Source organism: Undibacterium sp. MH2W (assembly GCF_049340215.1).
Lineage (GTDB): Bacteria > Pseudomonadota > Gammaproteobacteria > Burkholderiales > Burkholderiaceae_D > Undibacterium.
Genome location: NZ_JBMPPA010000012.1, coordinates 47,839 through 63,120, shown reverse-complemented (window position 1 = coordinate 63,120; position 15,282 = coordinate 47,839). Strand labels below are relative to the sequence as shown.

The 15,282-nt window shown below is 47.8% G+C and carries 13 protein-coding genes and 5 tRNA genes; 6 read left to right on the top strand and 12 right to left on the bottom strand.

Translation table 11 applies throughout. The annotated features are described in order from the left end of the window. Positions 1 to 31: 31 nt before the first annotated feature. Complete coding sequence (rnhA, locus tag ACO0K2_RS19120) at positions 32 to 478, bottom strand: ribonuclease HI (protein ID WP_423021654.1); 447 nt, start codon at positions 476 to 478, stop codon at positions 32 to 34. A 23-nt stretch (positions 479 to 501) separates the two neighbouring features. After that, positions 502 to 1,284, bottom strand: a complete 783-nt coding sequence (locus tag ACO0K2_RS19115) for a class I SAM-dependent methyltransferase (protein WP_423021653.1) — start codon at positions 1,282 to 1,284, stop codon at positions 502 to 504. 6 nt (positions 1,285 to 1,290) lie between these two features. Here ACO0K2_RS19115 and gloB point away from each other — a divergent pair, with 6 nt between their 5' ends. The 3 genes from gloB (at position 1,291) to ACO0K2_RS19100 (ending at position 4,058) form a co-directional block, all read left to right on the top strand. Then, positions 1,291 to 2,088 carry a hydroxyacylglutathione hydrolase gene (gene gloB, locus ACO0K2_RS19110; RefSeq protein WP_423021652.1) on the top strand — a complete coding sequence of 266 codons (798 nt, stop codon included), beginning with the start codon at positions 1,291 to 1,293 and terminating at the stop codon, positions 2,086 to 2,088. Positions 2,089 to 2,184: 96 nt separating this feature from the next. Then, complete coding sequence (earP, locus tag ACO0K2_RS19105; protein ID WP_423021651.1) at positions 2,185 to 3,345, top strand: elongation factor P maturation arginine rhamnosyltransferase EarP; 1,161 nt, start codon at positions 2,185 to 2,187, stop codon at positions 3,343 to 3,345. Between the two features lie 137 nt (positions 3,346 to 3,482). Next, complete coding sequence (locus ACO0K2_RS19100; protein WP_423021650.1) at positions 3,483 to 4,058, top strand: elongation factor P; 576 nt, start codon at positions 3,483 to 3,485, stop codon at positions 4,056 to 4,058. A 174-nt stretch (positions 4,059 to 4,232) separates the two neighbouring features. Here the strand turns inward: ACO0K2_RS19100 and ACO0K2_RS19095 are convergent, their stop codons facing one another. The 3 genes from ACO0K2_RS19095 to ACO0K2_RS19085 form a co-directional block, all read right to left on the bottom strand. Further along, complete coding sequence (locus ACO0K2_RS19095) at positions 4,233 to 5,060, bottom strand: MetQ/NlpA family ABC transporter substrate-binding protein (protein WP_423021649.1); 828 nt, start codon at positions 5,058 to 5,060, stop codon at positions 4,233 to 4,235. 82 nt (positions 5,061 to 5,142) lie between these two features. Next, complete coding sequence (locus ACO0K2_RS19090; RefSeq protein ID WP_423021648.1) at positions 5,143 to 5,802, bottom strand: methionine ABC transporter permease; 660 nt, start codon at positions 5,800 to 5,802, stop codon at positions 5,143 to 5,145. Next, positions 5,802 to 6,845: a methionine ABC transporter ATP-binding protein gene (locus ACO0K2_RS19085; RefSeq protein WP_423021647.1), complete on the bottom strand. Its 1,044-nt coding sequence runs from the start codon at positions 6,843 to 6,845 to the stop codon at positions 5,802 to 5,804. The genes ACO0K2_RS19090 and ACO0K2_RS19085 overlap by 1 nt, the downstream gene beginning before the upstream one ends. A gap of 350 nt (positions 6,846 to 7,195) precedes the next feature. Here ACO0K2_RS19085 and ACO0K2_RS19080 point away from each other — a divergent pair, with 350 nt between their 5' ends. After that, entirely contained in the window at positions 7,196 to 7,486 is a 291-nt protein-coding gene (locus tag ACO0K2_RS19080) for a hypothetical protein (RefSeq protein WP_423021646.1), read from the top strand. 216 nt (positions 7,487 to 7,702) lie between these two features. Continuing rightward, a complete protein-coding gene (locus ACO0K2_RS19075; RefSeq protein WP_423021645.1) occupies positions 7,703 to 9,907 on the top strand; it encodes a TonB-dependent receptor in 2,205 nt (734 codons plus the stop codon). Positions 9,908 to 9,988: 81 nt separating this feature from the next. Here the strand turns inward: ACO0K2_RS19075 and ACO0K2_RS19070 are convergent, their stop codons facing one another. Then, entirely contained in the window at positions 9,989 to 11,575 is a 1,587-nt protein-coding gene (locus ACO0K2_RS19070) for a thioredoxin family protein (RefSeq protein ID WP_423021644.1), read from the bottom strand. A 296-nt stretch (positions 11,576 to 11,871) separates the two neighbouring features. On the opposite strand from ACO0K2_RS19070, the gene ACO0K2_RS19065 reads away from it, so the two are divergent. After that, the gene (locus ACO0K2_RS19065; protein ID WP_423021673.1) at positions 11,872 to 12,864 is read left to right on the top strand and encodes a sulfate ABC transporter substrate-binding protein; all 993 of its coding nucleotides are present in this window, start codon (positions 11,872 to 11,874) and stop codon (positions 12,862 to 12,864) included. A 208-nt stretch (positions 12,865 to 13,072) separates the two neighbouring features. Here ACO0K2_RS19065 and ACO0K2_RS19060 read toward each other — a convergent pair. The 6 genes from ACO0K2_RS19060 to ACO0K2_RS19035 form a co-directional block, all read right to left on the bottom strand. Further along, a tRNA-Glu gene (locus tag ACO0K2_RS19060) sits at positions 13,073 to 13,148 on the bottom strand. 53 nt (positions 13,149 to 13,201) lie between these two features. After that, positions 13,202 to 13,277, bottom strand: a tRNA-Glu gene (locus ACO0K2_RS19055). 68 nt (positions 13,278 to 13,345) lie between these two features. Continuing rightward, positions 13,346 to 13,421: transfer RNA gene (locus tag ACO0K2_RS19050), tRNA-Glu, on the bottom strand. A 37-nt stretch (positions 13,422 to 13,458) separates the two neighbouring features. Next, positions 13,459 to 13,534: transfer RNA gene (locus tag ACO0K2_RS19045), tRNA-Ala, on the bottom strand. Between the two features lie 86 nt (positions 13,535 to 13,620). Beyond that, positions 13,621 to 15,015, bottom strand: a complete 1,395-nt coding sequence (gene gltX / locus ACO0K2_RS19040; protein ID WP_423021643.1) for a glutamate--tRNA ligase — start codon at positions 15,013 to 15,015, stop codon at positions 13,621 to 13,623. 181 nt (positions 15,016 to 15,196) lie between these two features. Next, positions 15,197 to 15,273 (bottom strand) — tRNA-Pro (locus tag ACO0K2_RS19035). Between the last annotated feature and the right edge of the window lie 9 nt (positions 15,274 to 15,282).

The window sequence follows — 15,282 nt, the reverse complement described above, 5'->3', positions numbered from 1 at the left end:
TCAAGCAATATCAACGCAATGTGGTAGGTACTCAAATCTCTCCAGCCAGCGCCTTTTCAACACCCCGATTCGCCAATTGATCGGCGCGCTCATTTCCAGGGTGGCCCGTGTGGCCACGGACCCACCGCCACTCGATTTTATGGGTAGATTGCGCCGTATCTAAGGCTTGCCATAGATCAACATTCTTGACCGGAGCTTTAGATGCGGTTTTCCAACCTTTCGCTTTCCAGCCGCTGATCCACTCCGTTATGCCTTTGAGGACGTACTGACTATCTGTGTGCAGCGTGATCTCACAGGGGCGTTTTAGCGCGCCAAGCGCTTGTATCACCGCCATCAATTCCATGCGATTATTGGTGGTATCTTTCTCGCCACCACAGAGTTCTTTTTCTTTGTTACCCGCAACCAATAACGCGCCCCAGCCTCCCACACCAGGATTGCCTTTACATGCGCCGTCGGTATAAATCTCAATTTTATCCATACTTATTTTGCTTTATTTTTGCTTTATTTTTGCTTTGTTTTTACTTTATTCGCCACCGCCACCGCATTACCGCGCGCCAAGCGCTTTTGCTTCCATGCGGGTCCGATCAGATGCATACCCCGAACACGTTTTACTGCTTGCACCATATACACAGCGCCAAAATACGGCCACCATTTTTTTCCAGCATCTTCCATAAAATGAAAGCGTTGCAGCCATTTTTCGGAGCGACACGGCGGCACATAGCAGCCAAAACGATGCTCACCAATTTCCATACTTAATAGCTTCAGCCAATCTTTCATCCGCGTAAAGCTAATAAATTCACCTTCTTGCGGCAAAAAATAATGGTCGTTCATACGTCCAGCGAGTTGCCTTGCACCCCAGAAACTCGTCTGATTGAATCCAGTGATAATCACGCGCCCTTCCGGAATCAAGACCCGCTCCACCTCCCGTAATAACTGATGCGGTTCGTCGGTGAATTCCAACACGTGGGGCAAAATGATAAGGTCAATACTTTGCGTCTCAAAGGGTAATTCAGAAAAGTCATGCGCGACCACGACCTGACGCTCTGGCGTTTTGAATGTGCCCCCAGCATGAACGTGCACAGCAGAATCGGTCAACCAGCGGTTCGGCATACGACTCGCCGCCAGACCATCAATCTGCGGCATACCAATTTGCAGCGCATTGTAGCCAAAAATATCAACGGTCAGCCTTGCTAGCTGCGCTTGCTCCCAGTCCAGCACATAGCGACCAACGGGTGACTCTAACCAAGCGGCGAGGTCTATAATGTTCTTTTCCATTGTTTCCATGTGTCTATGAACAGCCCTCTGACTATTTTGACAATTCCAGCATTTGCGGATAATTACCTTTGGATCATCCACAACGGGAGCAAAGCCATTGTGGTCGATCCGGGTGACGCAACCCCTATATTACATGCGCTACGCCAACACCATCTGACATTATCTGCCATTTTACTGACACACCACCATGCAGACCATATCGGTGGCGTATCAGCATTACTAAAAGATCATCAAGATGATCAGAAAATTCCCGTCTACGGGCCTGCCAACGATGGCATTTCTTCGGTGACTCATCCGCTCTCAGAGGGGCAGCGCATTGTCCTTACTGATGTCAATCTACAGCTTGAGGTCATTGACGTCCCCGGTCATACAGCAGGTCACATTGCTTATTATGCCCCCGATCAGCGGTGGCTTTTTTCGGGTGACACGCTTTTTGCGGGTGGCTGCGGCAGATTATTTGAAGGAACGCCAGCGCAAATGCTCCACTCACTGGATAAGTTAAGTCGCTTACCATCCGAGACGGCAGTGTATTGCGCCCATGAATACACCCTCTCAAACCTACGCTTCGCGCTCGCCGTTGAGCCAGACAACCACCCCTTGCGTGACCGTCTGCAGCGTGAGCAAGAGAAAAGAGACCAAGGACTACCAACCGTTCCAAGCAACATCGGCCTTGAGCGTGCGACGAACCCTTTTCTGCGGAGTCGAGAAGCCACTGTGATTCATCGTCTGTTACACGAAAGAAATTTGACGGATGCGAGTGACGAGGCAGCCAACTTTGGTGTATTACGTGAGTGGAAGAATCAATTCGTGTAACCAACGTCAGTCAATTCGTTTTTTTGACATCAACCTTGTTGTGGCATGCCATGCTCATCGCAAAGACGGCGATGCCACTTTCATTCTTTTATCTTTATGCAACAACAGCCCCAACAAACGACAACGCTCGCCCTCTTCTGCAAGGTCGTCGACAATTACGGTGATATCGGTATCTGCTGGCGATTTGCCCGACAACTCGCACACGAACACGCCATTGCCGTCACCCTCTGGGTCGACGACTTGGTCAGTTTCCGGCGTATCTGTCCAGAAATCGATCCACACCAGGATCAACAAACCGTTGCAGGCGTACAGGTGACCCATTGGCGGGATCAACATGGCACATTCACCGCAGAAGACATCGCAGACATCGTCATCGAATTTTTTGGATGCGACATACCACCTGGCTATATCGCGAGTATGGCACAACGCGAAAAACGCCCTCTCTGGTTCAATTTTGAAGGATTGAGTGCAGAAGAATGGGTGGAAGGTTGCCACACACTCCCCTCGCCACACCCCTCTTATTCATTAACGAAATATTTCTTTTTCCCCGGCTTTACCAATAAAACGGGGGGACTGATGGTCGAGCAAGATCTGAGCGTCCAGCGCCAGCAATTTTTGGCGGACACCGAGCAAGTCGCCAGTTTTTTCTCACGCATTGGCGTAACCAAGGCCGAACAGCAGCAGCTTAAAGTGTCTCTGTTTTGCTACCCACACGCCCCTGTTGCCTCGCTGTTGAGCGCATGGCAACAGAGCAACACACCGCTCATCTGCCTTGTACCTGAAGGGGTCGCAACAGAGACTGTTACGTCATTTTTAGGGCAAGCCGCGCAGGTTGGCGCCTCTGCAACACGCGGATCACTCACACTGAGAGTCATCCCTTTTTTACCGCAACAAGACTACGACCGATTGTTGTGGGCATGTGATGTCAATTTTGTCCGTGGTGAGGACTCATTTGTCCGTGCCCAGTGGGCGAATAAGCCGTTTATTTGGCATATTTATCCGCAAGATGAAAACCTCCACCATGTCAAACTCAAGGCTTTTTTGCACCGCTATACCGCTAAAACGGAGAATCTCAATCAACTAGCCCTCATGTGGAATGAGGCTGAAACGGCGCATGACCAGTGGACCGAGGTCAGTCGTACTTTACTGAAAGAATTGCCCCACATTACCGAGATGTGCACGGTATGGGAGCACGAAATGCGCAAAAATGGCGATTTCAGTACGAATTTACTCAAGTTTGCCGCTACTCTTGTTTAATTACGGCACAAAAATGGGGTAAAATGTGCGGTTAATTTTTACCGTATTCTCAAATTCAATCGGACGTGGGCTTGCAGGGCTTTTACCAGTAGGCAACAGATGATTTTTATGCAATCACCTTTTTACGTATATTTACTATGAAACCTGCAAAAGAAATTCGTGTTGGCAACATTATTATGGTCGATAGCAAGCCTATGATCGTTTTGCGCTCTGACGTTAACGGTTCTAGCCGCACGGGCTTCACCTACAAATGGAAGATGAAAAATCTTCTGACTAACAGCCCACAAGAATCTGTTTTCCGTGGTGATGACAAGTTCGACGTCGTTGTTCTGGATAAAAAGCCAGTAACATACTCTTACTTCGCTGATCCATTGTTCGTATTCATGGACGCTGATTACAACCAGTACGAAATCGAAGAAGAAAACTTGGGCGATGCATTGCATTACCTGAAAGACGGTATGGAATGCGAAGCGGTGTTCTACGATGGCAAAGCAATCTCCGTCGAATTGCCAACAACAATCGCACGCCAAGTGGTGTACTCTGAGCCAGCAGTCAAAGGCAACACTTCTGGTAACGTATTGAAAGAAGCAAAAATCGAAAACGCGATCGAAGCACACCGTCACACAGTTCAAGTTCCACTGTTCGTGAGCCAAGATGACGTGATCGAAATCGATACACGCACTAACGAATACAAACGCGTCGTACGTAACTAATAAAACGCCCAACGCTGAGCGTTCATCGTTCAGCGGCAGTCGTAAAAAAAAACCTGTCCACTTACGTGGCCAGGTTTTTTTATGTCTTTTTTATGTCTTTTTTATATCTTTTTTATGTCTTTTTTATGTCTTTTTATTGAGAGATCATCACCCTAAGAACGATGATCAGCAACATTAGAAGGCTGGAACAACTGCGCCCTTATATTTTTCTTCGATGAATTTCTTCACTTCAGGTGAATGTAAAGCGGCAACCAACTTTTTGAATGCAGGACTATCCTTGTTGTCATCACGAGCAACCAAGAGATTAGCGTAAGGCGAGTTCGCATCTTCAATAAATAACGAATCTTTGACTGGGTTCAACTTGGCTTCAATCGCGTAGTTAGTATTGATCAATGCCAGATCAACCTGATTCAACACGCGTGGCAGTGTAGCGGCTTCCAATTCTTTGAACTTCAGATTTTTTGGATTAGCGACGATATCTTTTTTGGTTGCAGAAATATTCGTCGGATCCTTCAACGTCAACAGTCCTTGTTTCGCTAACAATAACAATGCGCGACCCGAGTTCGATGGATCGTTTGGAATCGCAACGGTTGCACCATTTGGAATGTCGGCTACTTTTTTGTATTTGGACGAGTAGGCCGCAAACGGCTCGACATGAACTTTAGCGATTGGAACTTCGATATCGTTAGAGTGACTCTTCTTGAATTCATTGAGATAAGGTTGATGCAAGAAGAAGTTACCATCTAAATGCTTTTCATTGACCTGCACTGCGGGTTGAATGTAATCAGTAAATACTTTGACCTTCAACTCCACGCCTTCTTTGGCTAATAGTGGCTTGATGAACTCCAAAATTTCTGCATGCGGAACGGGACTTGCCGCGATCGTTAACACGTCATTTGCGAATGCAGAAACTGGCGCAGCAAACAAACCTGCCACAGCGACACCAGCCACTGCCGCCAAGGTCAGGCGACGTTTAAATTGTTGTTGAAAAGAGAGCTTCATGGAACTAATCCTTATTTTTATTGAGAGAAAAACAGCTAAACATCAAAAGAACGACAAAAGAACATCAAAAGTACAGCGAAAACTACTTACGCGTAAATCGTGCAACTAACTTGTCTCCGGCAAACTGCAAGACCTGCACCAACACAATCAAAATAGCGACCGTGACCACCATCACGTCCGTCTGAAAACGTTGATATCCAAAACGCAGTGCAAGGTCACCTAATCCACCACCACCAATCACACCCGACATCGCCGCATACGACACAAGCGCAATCGTTGTCACTGTTGCTGCAGCGATCAACCCAGGCAATGCTTCTGGGAGCAACGCATGAATAATGATCTGATACGTTTTCGCTCCCATCGCTTGACACGCCTCGATAATTCCACGATCGACATCACGTAAAACGTTTTCAACCAAGCGTGCAAAGAATGGCGTTGTACCAATGACCAGCGGAGGAATCGTCCCAGGGACGCCAAGAGAAGTACCGACCAAAAATAAGGTGAAGGGAATTAATACGATCAATAAAATAATGAACGGCACCGAGCGCAACACATTCACGATCACCGACAAGAGCGCATAAATCCCCCGTTGCTCGAGCAACTGCTTTTTACCTGTCACAAACAACAGTACACCCAGTGGCAAACCCAACAGTATGGTAAAAAACAGCGAACATCCCGTCATCGTCAACGTGTCTAACGTCGCTTGGGCAATATCTTCCCAGTCAATATTTGAAAAATCCATTACACCGTCCCTCCGTTGACATCAATCAGATCCACTCTCACGTCTTCTGCGCGAAGTGAGGCGAGTACCCGATCAATTTCTGTTGTTGTACCAATTAACTCCACCAACAGTTGTCCGTACGGTGTATTTTTAATCCGAGAAATTGTTCCCTGCAAAATCACCATTTGCAGCTGCGTCTGCGCAGCGACACGACTTAGAATCGGCTCATGGGCTGCCGCGCCAACATACGTCAGACGCGCCAAAATCCCACGCTGCTTCTCACGACTTAACTGCACCAAATCAAGGTCTAATGCCTGATTTTCAGCGACAAGGCTTTGTGTCACAGGATGCTGTGGATGTAAAAACACATCAGCCACATCGCCCATTTCCACAATTTCCCCCGCATCAATGACCGCCACCTGATCACAGATCGTGCGAATGACCTGCATTTCGTGCGTGATCAGCACAATAGTGAGACCTAATTGTTGATTGATCTCTGAGAGCAGGCGCAAAATGGATTGCGTGGTCTCGGGATCTAACGCCGATGTCGCCTCATCACAGAGCAATAATGTGGGATAGTTGGCAAGCGCACGTGCAATACCCACTCGTTGTTTCTGACCACCGGAAAGTTGCGCTGGATATTTATCGCGTTGGTCGGACAAACCGACAAGGGCAAGTAATTCGTCGACGCGCTTTCTGCGTTCGTCTTTTGTGTAGGTTCCCGCGAGTTTGAGCGGGAAATCAATATTTTCGGCGATGGTCTTGGCACTCAACAAATTGAAATGTTGAAACACCATCCCTACGCGTTGGCGCAATCCATGCAACTGTGCAGCATCAAATTGCGTAATATCGGCGCCATCAATCAGAATCTTGCCTGATGTGGGGCGTTCTAATAAATTTAAGGTCCGTAACAGCGTACTTTTACCTGCACCTGAACGTCCGATAATGCCAAAAATACTTCCTTGCTCTATCTCAAGATTGATGTCGCGTAAGGCATGAACCTCTACACCTGCAACCTCTCGACTTACCTGATAAAACTTCTGAACTTGCTCAATACGTATCACTGATATTTACACCTGAAAATGACAGAAGGCGATATTATCGAAAAAGCTTCATTTCTTCCAATCATATAAATTCACTTAGATATTCAAATTAAATATAAAGAGACTCGATCCAGTTTCTACGATCGGTCAATTTATTTTAAAATAGACGGAACTCTTAGGCGCGGTACGTGTCTAAGCGCAGCTTGTTCAGCGGATGCGCATCGTTATGGCATTGATTACGCTGATCAACCACAAATATTAGTCATGTTTTGACGGAGCCCCACTTTTTTATGTCGCGTAACCCGTTTTCTCCTTCTGCGCGAAGCAGGCAGAGACAATCACATCAAGGTCATTCTCTGGCCCTGATGAGAATGGCGTTCGCTCGTACATGGAAAGCTGGCATCGCCATCTTTGCGGCATTGAGCTTTATTCTGCTCATCTCTACTGCCGCAACACATCATCACGCAAACTCGATTGAAGATCAGGCCTGCTCGTTATGTAGCGCCGTATCAGACAAACTTGATCTGGTCACACCAGCCGCTGTCGCGCTTGTGACCATCCATGTGCTTGTGTACACACTGTATGCAAAACAAGTACACCAGATCAGCTTTCGCCAACCATCCCTTCTCCCACCAAGCTGCGGCCCACCTGTGACCGCCTAAATTGCTTGACCCATACACGTTAACAACGACCGCCTAGTGATGACGATACTGGTGATGCTCGCTGCATCATCAGCATGACCACCACTTGCGGACAACATTTAACGCGTATCCATTTTCAAAAATAACCAGTTAGCCAGAACGAGCGCCCTTCGGAGGTCGCCATCTTGCTGACCACCATCTATTAAATAAGAAATTCGCTTTAAGAAAAGGCTCACCATGACAACGCAAGCATTCAACGCTTCTTTCCGCTTACGCCCACTTCCTTTATTGATCGCCGGCCTCTTCGCAACAGCGACGAGTTTCGCGGTGGCCGCGGGTAACGAAGAGGCCGTTGCAGATCCTGTCACTACAGCGACTGGCAGCAACGATCAGCCGATCTCCACTGTTGAGGTCACTTCTGCGCATCTGAAAAGCGCGAGGATAGATTTATCACCAAAGATCGGCACGACCGTCTATGCCATTGATCACCACATGGTTGATGCGCTGAGCCAAGGTGATTCAACGCCCTTTGATGAAGTGTTGTTGCGCTTGCCTGGCGTAGCGCAAGACTCTAAAGCGTCTGGTAGCCTTCATATTCGTGATGACCACGGTAACGTTCAGTACCGGATTAACGGCGTTCAGTTACCAGAAAGTATCACAGGCTTCGGTCAATCGATCGATACCCGTCAGATCGACGAAACTGACTTCATGACCGGCGCCCTACCCGCGCAGTTTGGCTTGCGTACGGCAGGGATCGTTGATATCCAAACCAAAGAAGGTCACACAACACCAGGTGGCCGTATTGGCGTTTTAGTTGGCAGCAACAACTATTACAATCCAAGTGCTGAATTTTTTGGTACCGTTGGTGCCTTCAATTACTATCTTTCGGGCAGCTATTTGTCGAACGAATTAGGCATTGAAAATCCAACACCCGCCAAATCCGCCATCCATGACAAGACACAACAGACCAAATCGTTCGGCAACCTCTCCTATTACCTCGATGACGATACCCGTCTTGGTATGATGTTTGGAACTTACGTTGGTCGTTTCCAAATTCCGAATAATCCCTCACAAGCCCCAGGTTTTTCGTTGGCAGGCGTCAGCGACGCCGCAGCTGGCACGAGCACATTAGCGTCATCTCAACTGGATGAAAACCAGCATGAGGAGAACCGGTTTGTGGTTCTCTCCTATCAAAAAAATCTCGGCGCATTAAACTTCCAATTATCTGGATTCAAACAATACTCTGCATTACATTACACGCCCGATGCAATTGGAGATCTTGTCTATAACGGCGTTTCTTCTGATACGACACGGACTAACTCATCAGCAGGATTACAAGGCGACGTCAGTTATAAAATCAACCAACAGCATACCTTCAGAACTGGTTTTGCATATACCCGTCAAACGACCGAAAGTAATAACACGGTTGGCACCTTCCCTGCGGATGCGTCTGGCAATCAGACATCAACGACACCGATCACTATCGTCGATGACTCCAGTAAAGTGGGGAAAATTTACAGTCTCTATGCCCAAGATGAATGGCATATCTCTGAACCACTGACGATCAACTACGGTGTTCGTTTTGATCGCGTATCCGCCTTCGTTGAAGAGCAACAATGGAGCCCACGTGTCAATCTGGCATATAAAGTGAGCGAGGCAACCGCATTCCACGCTGGCTATTCACGCTATTTCACACCACCGCCACAAGAACTCGCATCGCAAGAGAGCATCAATCTTTATGCGAACACGACAACAGCACCTGCCATTGCCACTTCGTCTAACGTCAAATCAGAACGAACTCATTATTTTGACGTCGGCATCAGTCATAAGGTTAATGACAATCTCAGCCTGACCGCCGACGCGTACTACAAAAATATTACCAATATGCTCGATGAAGGCCAGTTTGGTCAGGCGTTGATTCTGTCGCCGTTCAATTATGCAAAAGGGTTTGCCAAGGGACTTGAGTTGTCCGCTGTTTATAACGAGAAAAATTGGGGCATGTTCCTCAATACCTCGATACAAAAAGCCCAAGCAACCAACATCATCTCAGGCCAGTCATTATTTCAGCCGGATGAGTTAGCGTATATCGCCAGCCATTACATTTACGTTGACCATAACCAAACCTATACCGTTTCTGGCGGTGTGCATTATCATTTTGGTGATTCTCAGATCAGCGGCGATTTCTTATATGGTAGTGGCTTACGCAAAACCCCAGCAGGTGGCACCCCCAATTCTGCAGCACTCGATCCTTACACGACATTCAATGCGGCGTTTGTTCATACTTGGAAAAAAACGCCAATTGGCGATGTCGAGGGGCGTCTTTCGTTGGTGAATATTTTCGATAAAACATATCTGTTGCGTGACGGTTCAGGCGTCGGCGTTGGAGCACCACAATACGGTGCACGTCGCACCTTGTTCGCAGGGATTTCGACGAGCTTCTGATACGCCAATACAAACAGCAATAAAAAAAATGCGACCAATTAACATCGGTCGCATTTTTTATTTTCTTATTTCCCGTTTGCGTCAGGATTTGGTTAACACTGACTGACACGTCGCTTTTTGTGGATCACCTGCTGGTAATTTTGCGCATATGCCATCCAATTGGACATGCACCTTCTGAAACACGGCTTGATGCTTTCCGTCCTTGTTCCATTCGATGAGCTTTTTCCCGATGCGATCTAACGATGCACGATTCCGCTCATAAAACGCATTTTCTGTTTTTGATAATTCTGTAAAAACACTGGTCACAGTACGTTCGATACGGGCATCATCAGTCGGTGCCAAATCGACCAAATTAGTCACGTAGCTCGCGCCCCATTGAAGACGCGTTGCAGGCCCTTTCGATGCATCGTACGCCTGTCCATACCAATTCAAGGCTGTGGCTTTGTCTCCGCGCCTCTTGGCATTGCTAGCGAGCGTCGACATAAAGTAGTACGGCGAATGGGAGCGCTTCAGTTCAGCCTTTAACAGGGCATCCGAATCATCCAATAAATCAGCACTTCCTAAGGCTTCAGCAGCGGCGTGCACAACCGATTGTCGCTCATAAGCGTCTGTCGTAGCCTGATCAATCGCCTGCACACGTTTTTTGACATCGGCCTGTAAAGTGGCGGGGATTTTGGCATTATCGAGCTTCGCCAGCGACACTTGCGCGATCACCGCACCAAGTCGATCAGCTTTGGAGATCGTTACATCATCGGAAAGTTTCACCAAGGCTTGGTTCCAGACGGTAACTAGCGTTGTGCGTTGTGATGATTGCGCTGCAGTCAAATACGCCGTCAGCTCCGCGGCTGCTCCAGTGACCAAATCGAGGTTATCGTGAGCAACACGTGGATCGGATAAAGCTTTAGATAATTTCGCTAACGCCTGCGCCTTATCGAGCTTTACGCCACTTGTGGCAGAAGGTTCTGCTGTCGCCAAAGAGAATAAGCCCTTCAGGTATAGCCGCGTTGCAGTGACACCAGGCGGACACACTTCAGCTAAGCGCAACAGCGTCGCAGGTACCTCTTTGGCATTAACCAGTTTTTGATCAGGGTCATCCCACGAATAATCAGCCAACAAGCGCCAATCTTCTGCTTTCACATTTTTTCCACCAGCAATCGCCGATTTGTAAGTGTCATTCACTGATACGGATGTATTTAACGCCAGTGTCAATACTTGCAAATAACGCTCAGAATCAACTTCTCCTGGTAGTCGAGTAATCTCGGTGCCGTCCGGTTTCAGCAGAATCATTGTTGGGTAGCCACGTACTTTGAACTGTGCTGCGAATTTCTGTGCGCTAGGGCTATCGCCGTCCAGATACACAGGAATAAAGTGACGAGACTTTTCAATAAATTCTTGACGATTAAAAATAGTCGCTTTCACTTGATTACACGGTGGGCACCAGACCGCCCCCCAGTATAGAAATAAAGGCTTGTTACTTGATTTTGCCAGCGCGAATGCAGCATCGAGGTTGTTATCTTTGCGCCAATCAATACCGCCGACGTGCGCGACCTGCTGTGAAGCCGACGATGTGTCGGTTGCATGCGCTAAGGTCAAGCTTGTGGCGCCAGCAAAGAGACCAACTACGAGCTGTGCAGTGATTTTTGCTGAAAATGAGGTGAAAGTTTTCATAACGCATCAGTCTTCAAAAAGAGGCTTATAGTGTAACAAAGTTATCGAAAAGAAAAATTTTTTTCAAATCGTTGGTAGTAGAATCTTTTCAGTTATTGATATGACGTTTTTTTCGATGATCGATAAAACGTGCAGCCACAAATAGGAATTAAATCTAAGAATAGAAGAATAATGTTCTTGGCAAATATATAAGTTATAAGCAACATAACGCGTCACCACTCAGGAGCATCTCAGCCATGAAAAGAAATCAGTACCCCGCTTCCACGACCATCAACAGATCACCGCAACGTCGCCTGATGCTTGGCATGCTTGCCGGTATCGCGATCGCTTGTTCGGGTGTCACAACTGCTGCAAATGCGGCAGAGCCACTACTTAATGCCTCTTACGATGTTACACGAGAGTTTTTTAAAGAAGTGAACCCAGCATTCGTCGCCGAATGGAAAAAAACGACTGGCGAGACAATTGTCATCAATCAATCCCATGGAGGCTCGAGCAAACAAGCTCGCTCCGTCATCGATGGGCTCAATGCATCCGTCGTCACCATGAACCAAGCAAGCGATATCGATGCAATTGCTGAGAAGGGTCTACTTTCAGCGAATTGGGCCAAAGCATTCCCCAATAATGCTGCACCTTTTTACTCCACCATGGTCTTCCTTGTCAGAAAAGGCAACCCCAAACATATCGCTAACTGGGACGATCTAGGCAAACCGGGCGTTTCCGTCATTGTTCCTAATCCAAAAACATCTGGGAACGGTCGCTACACGTATCTTGCTGCATGGGGATCGGTGATCAAGAGCGGTGGCACCGAAGCGCAAGCCAGAGATCTCGTCGGACGCTTGTTCAAGAACGTACCTGTGTTAGATGCTGGTGGTCGCGGTGCGACAACCACCTTCACGCAGCGCCAGATCGGCGACGTACTTGTTACCTTCGAAAATGAAGTGCAATTGGTCAGACAAGAGTTTGGTGACAACTACGATATCGTTTATCCAAAATATTCAATTCTCGCAGAATCTCCTGTCGCGCTCGTCGACAAAGTCGTTGACCGGATTGGAACACGTAAAGTAGCGACAGCGTATTTGCAATTTCTGTACTCTGAAGAAGGTCAGGATATCGCTGCAAAGCACTTCTTCCGCCCCCGCTCAGAAAAAGCAGCCAAGAAGTATGCTGCGAACTTCAAACCAGTGAATTTATTTACGTTCAATGAAGTGTTTGGTGATTGGAAACAAGCGCAAAAGAAACACTTTGATGATGGTGCTGAGTTTGACAAAATCTACCAAGGTAAGCGTTAAAACGGAGACGTGCACCGAGCATATTTCGATATCACGTCGATACGCAGATCCATAGTACGGCATCATTCCCTGAAATCTCCTTCGCTTCGGCGGAGGATTGATTGACTTATTTTTCTATTGCGCTGGACATTGGGGAGAGGCGAATGCACCGCTAGACAACAACTTTGGACATAAAAAAACCCGCAGAGCGGGCTTTTTTATTGCTACTTGGCGTCCCCAAGGGGATTCGAACCCCTGTACTCACCGTGAAAGGGTGATGTCCTAGGCCTCTAGACGATGGGGACATGTTCTGTCCTTGTTACTGACCTACATTTGCATTGACGCAAATGGATAAAAATGGCGTCCCCAAGGGGATTCGAACCCCTGTACTCACCGTGAAAGGGTGATGTCCTAGGCCTCTAGACGATGGGGACATATTCTGTCCTTGTTACTGACCTGTGCTACACCTGCATTTTACTTGCTGTCCACAATAAAAATTTATTGGCGTCCCCAAGGGGATTCGAACCCCTGTACTCACCGTGAAAGGGTGATGTCCTAGGCCTCTAGACGATGGGGACAGCAAGTTTTTCTGTTCTGATACAACCACCAATTTTTTGGTGGAGGTAAGCGGGATCGAACCGCTGACCTCTTGCATGCCATGCAAGCGCTCTCCCAGCTGAGCTATACCCCCTTGCAGAACAGAAGCGAGATTATAGGCGATGAATGCTCCAATGTAAAGCCCTCATCGCCTCTAGAAAGACAATCAATAACGATTCTTTACGCGGCAATGGCATTGAGTCGCTGCAACACGACATCGCGACCAAATAACTCAACAACCGCATCGATCGATGGCGTCTGCAACTGACCCGTCAACAATAAACGCAGTGGCATTGCCAATTGTGGCATTTTCAATCCATGATCAGCTAACACCTGCTTTAACGTCGCCGACAATGCTGCTTTGTTCCACTCCACTGTCTTACAAGACTCGGCATACTGACGCAACGCTGGCAATACCGCCTCAGTGACATGCTGCTGCAATAAAGATGCCTCTGCGGCTGGCTGACGATAAAACAGCATCGCTGCCTGCCCCAATTCTAGTGTAGTGTTCGCACGTTCCTTCAATAGCGCGATGACTGCCGCCAAATCAGGTGCACCAGCGAATTCAGCACCATCTTTTACCATCTGCGGGCGTACGAGATCCGCCAAACGTTGGTTGTCTGCGGCCTTGATGTAGTGATTGTTAATCCACGCTAATTTTTCAGGATTAAATTGCGCGGCAGATCCGGATAAGTGTGAAAGATCAAACCAAGCGCACATTTGCTCCATACTAAAGATCTCGTCATCACCATGACTCCAACCCAAGCGCGCCAGATAATTCAGCATCGCTTCCGGCAGATAGCCTTTGTCAAAGTAATCCATGACGCTGACAGCATCACGACGCTTTGATAACTTTTGACCATCAGTTCCGAGAATCATCGGCACATGCCCATACTGCGGCAGCGTTGCGCCCAATGCGTTGAGAATATTGATTTGGCGTGGCGTGTTATTGACGTGGTCATCACCTCGAATAACATGAGTAATTTGCATATCCCAGTCATCCACTGCCACACAGAAGTTGTACGTTGGCGTGCCATCAGGACGCGCAATCACCAAGTCATCGAGCTCGCGGTTGTTGATCGTAATACGACCTTTAACCACATCATCCCAACTCACATCGCCTTCAAGAGGATTTTTAAAGCGAATGACTGGCTGACGACCCTCTGGAATTGCTGGCAACGTTTTGCCAAGCTCTGGACGCCAAGTACCATCGTAACGCGGCTTTTCACCAGCAGCACGCTGACGCTCACGCATCGCTTCCACCTCTTCTTGCGATGAGTAGCAGTAATATGCCGTACCCTTCTCCAGCATCTCTGCAAGGACGGCACGATATCGGTCCATACGCTGCATTTGATAGAACGGACCCTCGTCGTGAGCAAGCCCTAACCAATTCATACCATCAAGAATAGCCTGCACAGCCTCTGGCGTGGAACGCTCCAGATCTGTATCTTCAATACGCAATACAAAGGTGCCGCCGTGATGACGGGCAAAGGCCCAGCTAAACAATGCGGTACGGGCACCGCCAACGTGAAGATAACCAGTAGGACTAGGAGCAAATCGGGTACGAACTGTCATGGGATATATTGCACCGCGTGTCGTCTGCGAACATTGCAAGCAAGCGACATCTGCATGCGGATAAAGTTAAAACCAACATTTTACCGTTTTACAGGTGCCGATGGTAACTATACACACGGACGCAATGACAATGGGGAAATGAAAAAAGGGATGTTGAATTCATCAACATCCCTTTTTATTTTGGTCGGAGTACAAGGATTCGAACCTTGGACCCCCTGGTCCCAAACCAGGTGCGCTACCGGACTGCGCCACACTCCGAAAAACTTT

What these genes read in the sequence shown, in the direction of transcription:
- rnhA (WP_423021654.1), bottom strand. Translation starts at nt 478, where the DNA reads ATGGATAAAATTGAGATTTATACCGACGGCGCATGTAAAGGCAATCCT.
- ACO0K2_RS19115 (WP_423021653.1), bottom strand. Translation starts at nt 1,284, where the DNA reads ATGGAAACAATGGAAAAGAACATTATAGACCTCGCCGCTTGGTTAGAG.
- gloB (WP_423021652.1), top strand. Translation starts at nt 1,291, where the DNA reads ATGAACAGCCCTCTGACTATTTTGACAATTCCAGCATTTGCGGATAAT.
- earP (WP_423021651.1), top strand. Translation starts at nt 2,185, where the DNA reads ATGCAACAACAGCCCCAACAAACGACAACGCTCGCCCTCTTCTGCAAG.
- ACO0K2_RS19100 (WP_423021650.1), top strand. Translation starts at nt 3,483, where the DNA reads ATGAAACCTGCAAAAGAAATTCGTGTTGGCAACATTATTATGGTCGAT.
- ACO0K2_RS19095 (WP_423021649.1), bottom strand. Translation starts at nt 5,060, where the DNA reads ATGAAGCTCTCTTTTCAACAACAATTTAAACGTCGCCTGACCTTGGCG.
- ACO0K2_RS19090 (WP_423021648.1), bottom strand. Translation starts at nt 5,802, where the DNA reads ATGGATTTTTCAAATATTGACTGGGAAGATATTGCCCAAGCGACGTTA.
- ACO0K2_RS19080 (WP_423021646.1), top strand. Translation starts at nt 7,196, where the DNA reads ATGGCGTTCGCTCGTACATGGAAAGCTGGCATCGCCATCTTTGCGGCA.
- ACO0K2_RS19075 (WP_423021645.1), top strand. Translation starts at nt 7,703, where the DNA reads ATGACAACGCAAGCATTCAACGCTTCTTTCCGCTTACGCCCACTTCCT.
- ACO0K2_RS19070 (WP_423021644.1), bottom strand. Translation starts at nt 11,575, where the DNA reads ATGAAAACTTTCACCTCATTTTCAGCAAAAATCACTGCACAGCTCGTA.
- ACO0K2_RS19065 (WP_423021673.1), top strand. Translation starts at nt 11,872, where the DNA reads ATGCTTGGCATGCTTGCCGGTATCGCGATCGCTTGTTCGGGTGTCACA.
- gltX (WP_423021643.1), bottom strand. Translation starts at nt 15,015, where the DNA reads ATGACAGTTCGTACCCGATTTGCTCCTAGTCCTACTGGTTATCTTCAC.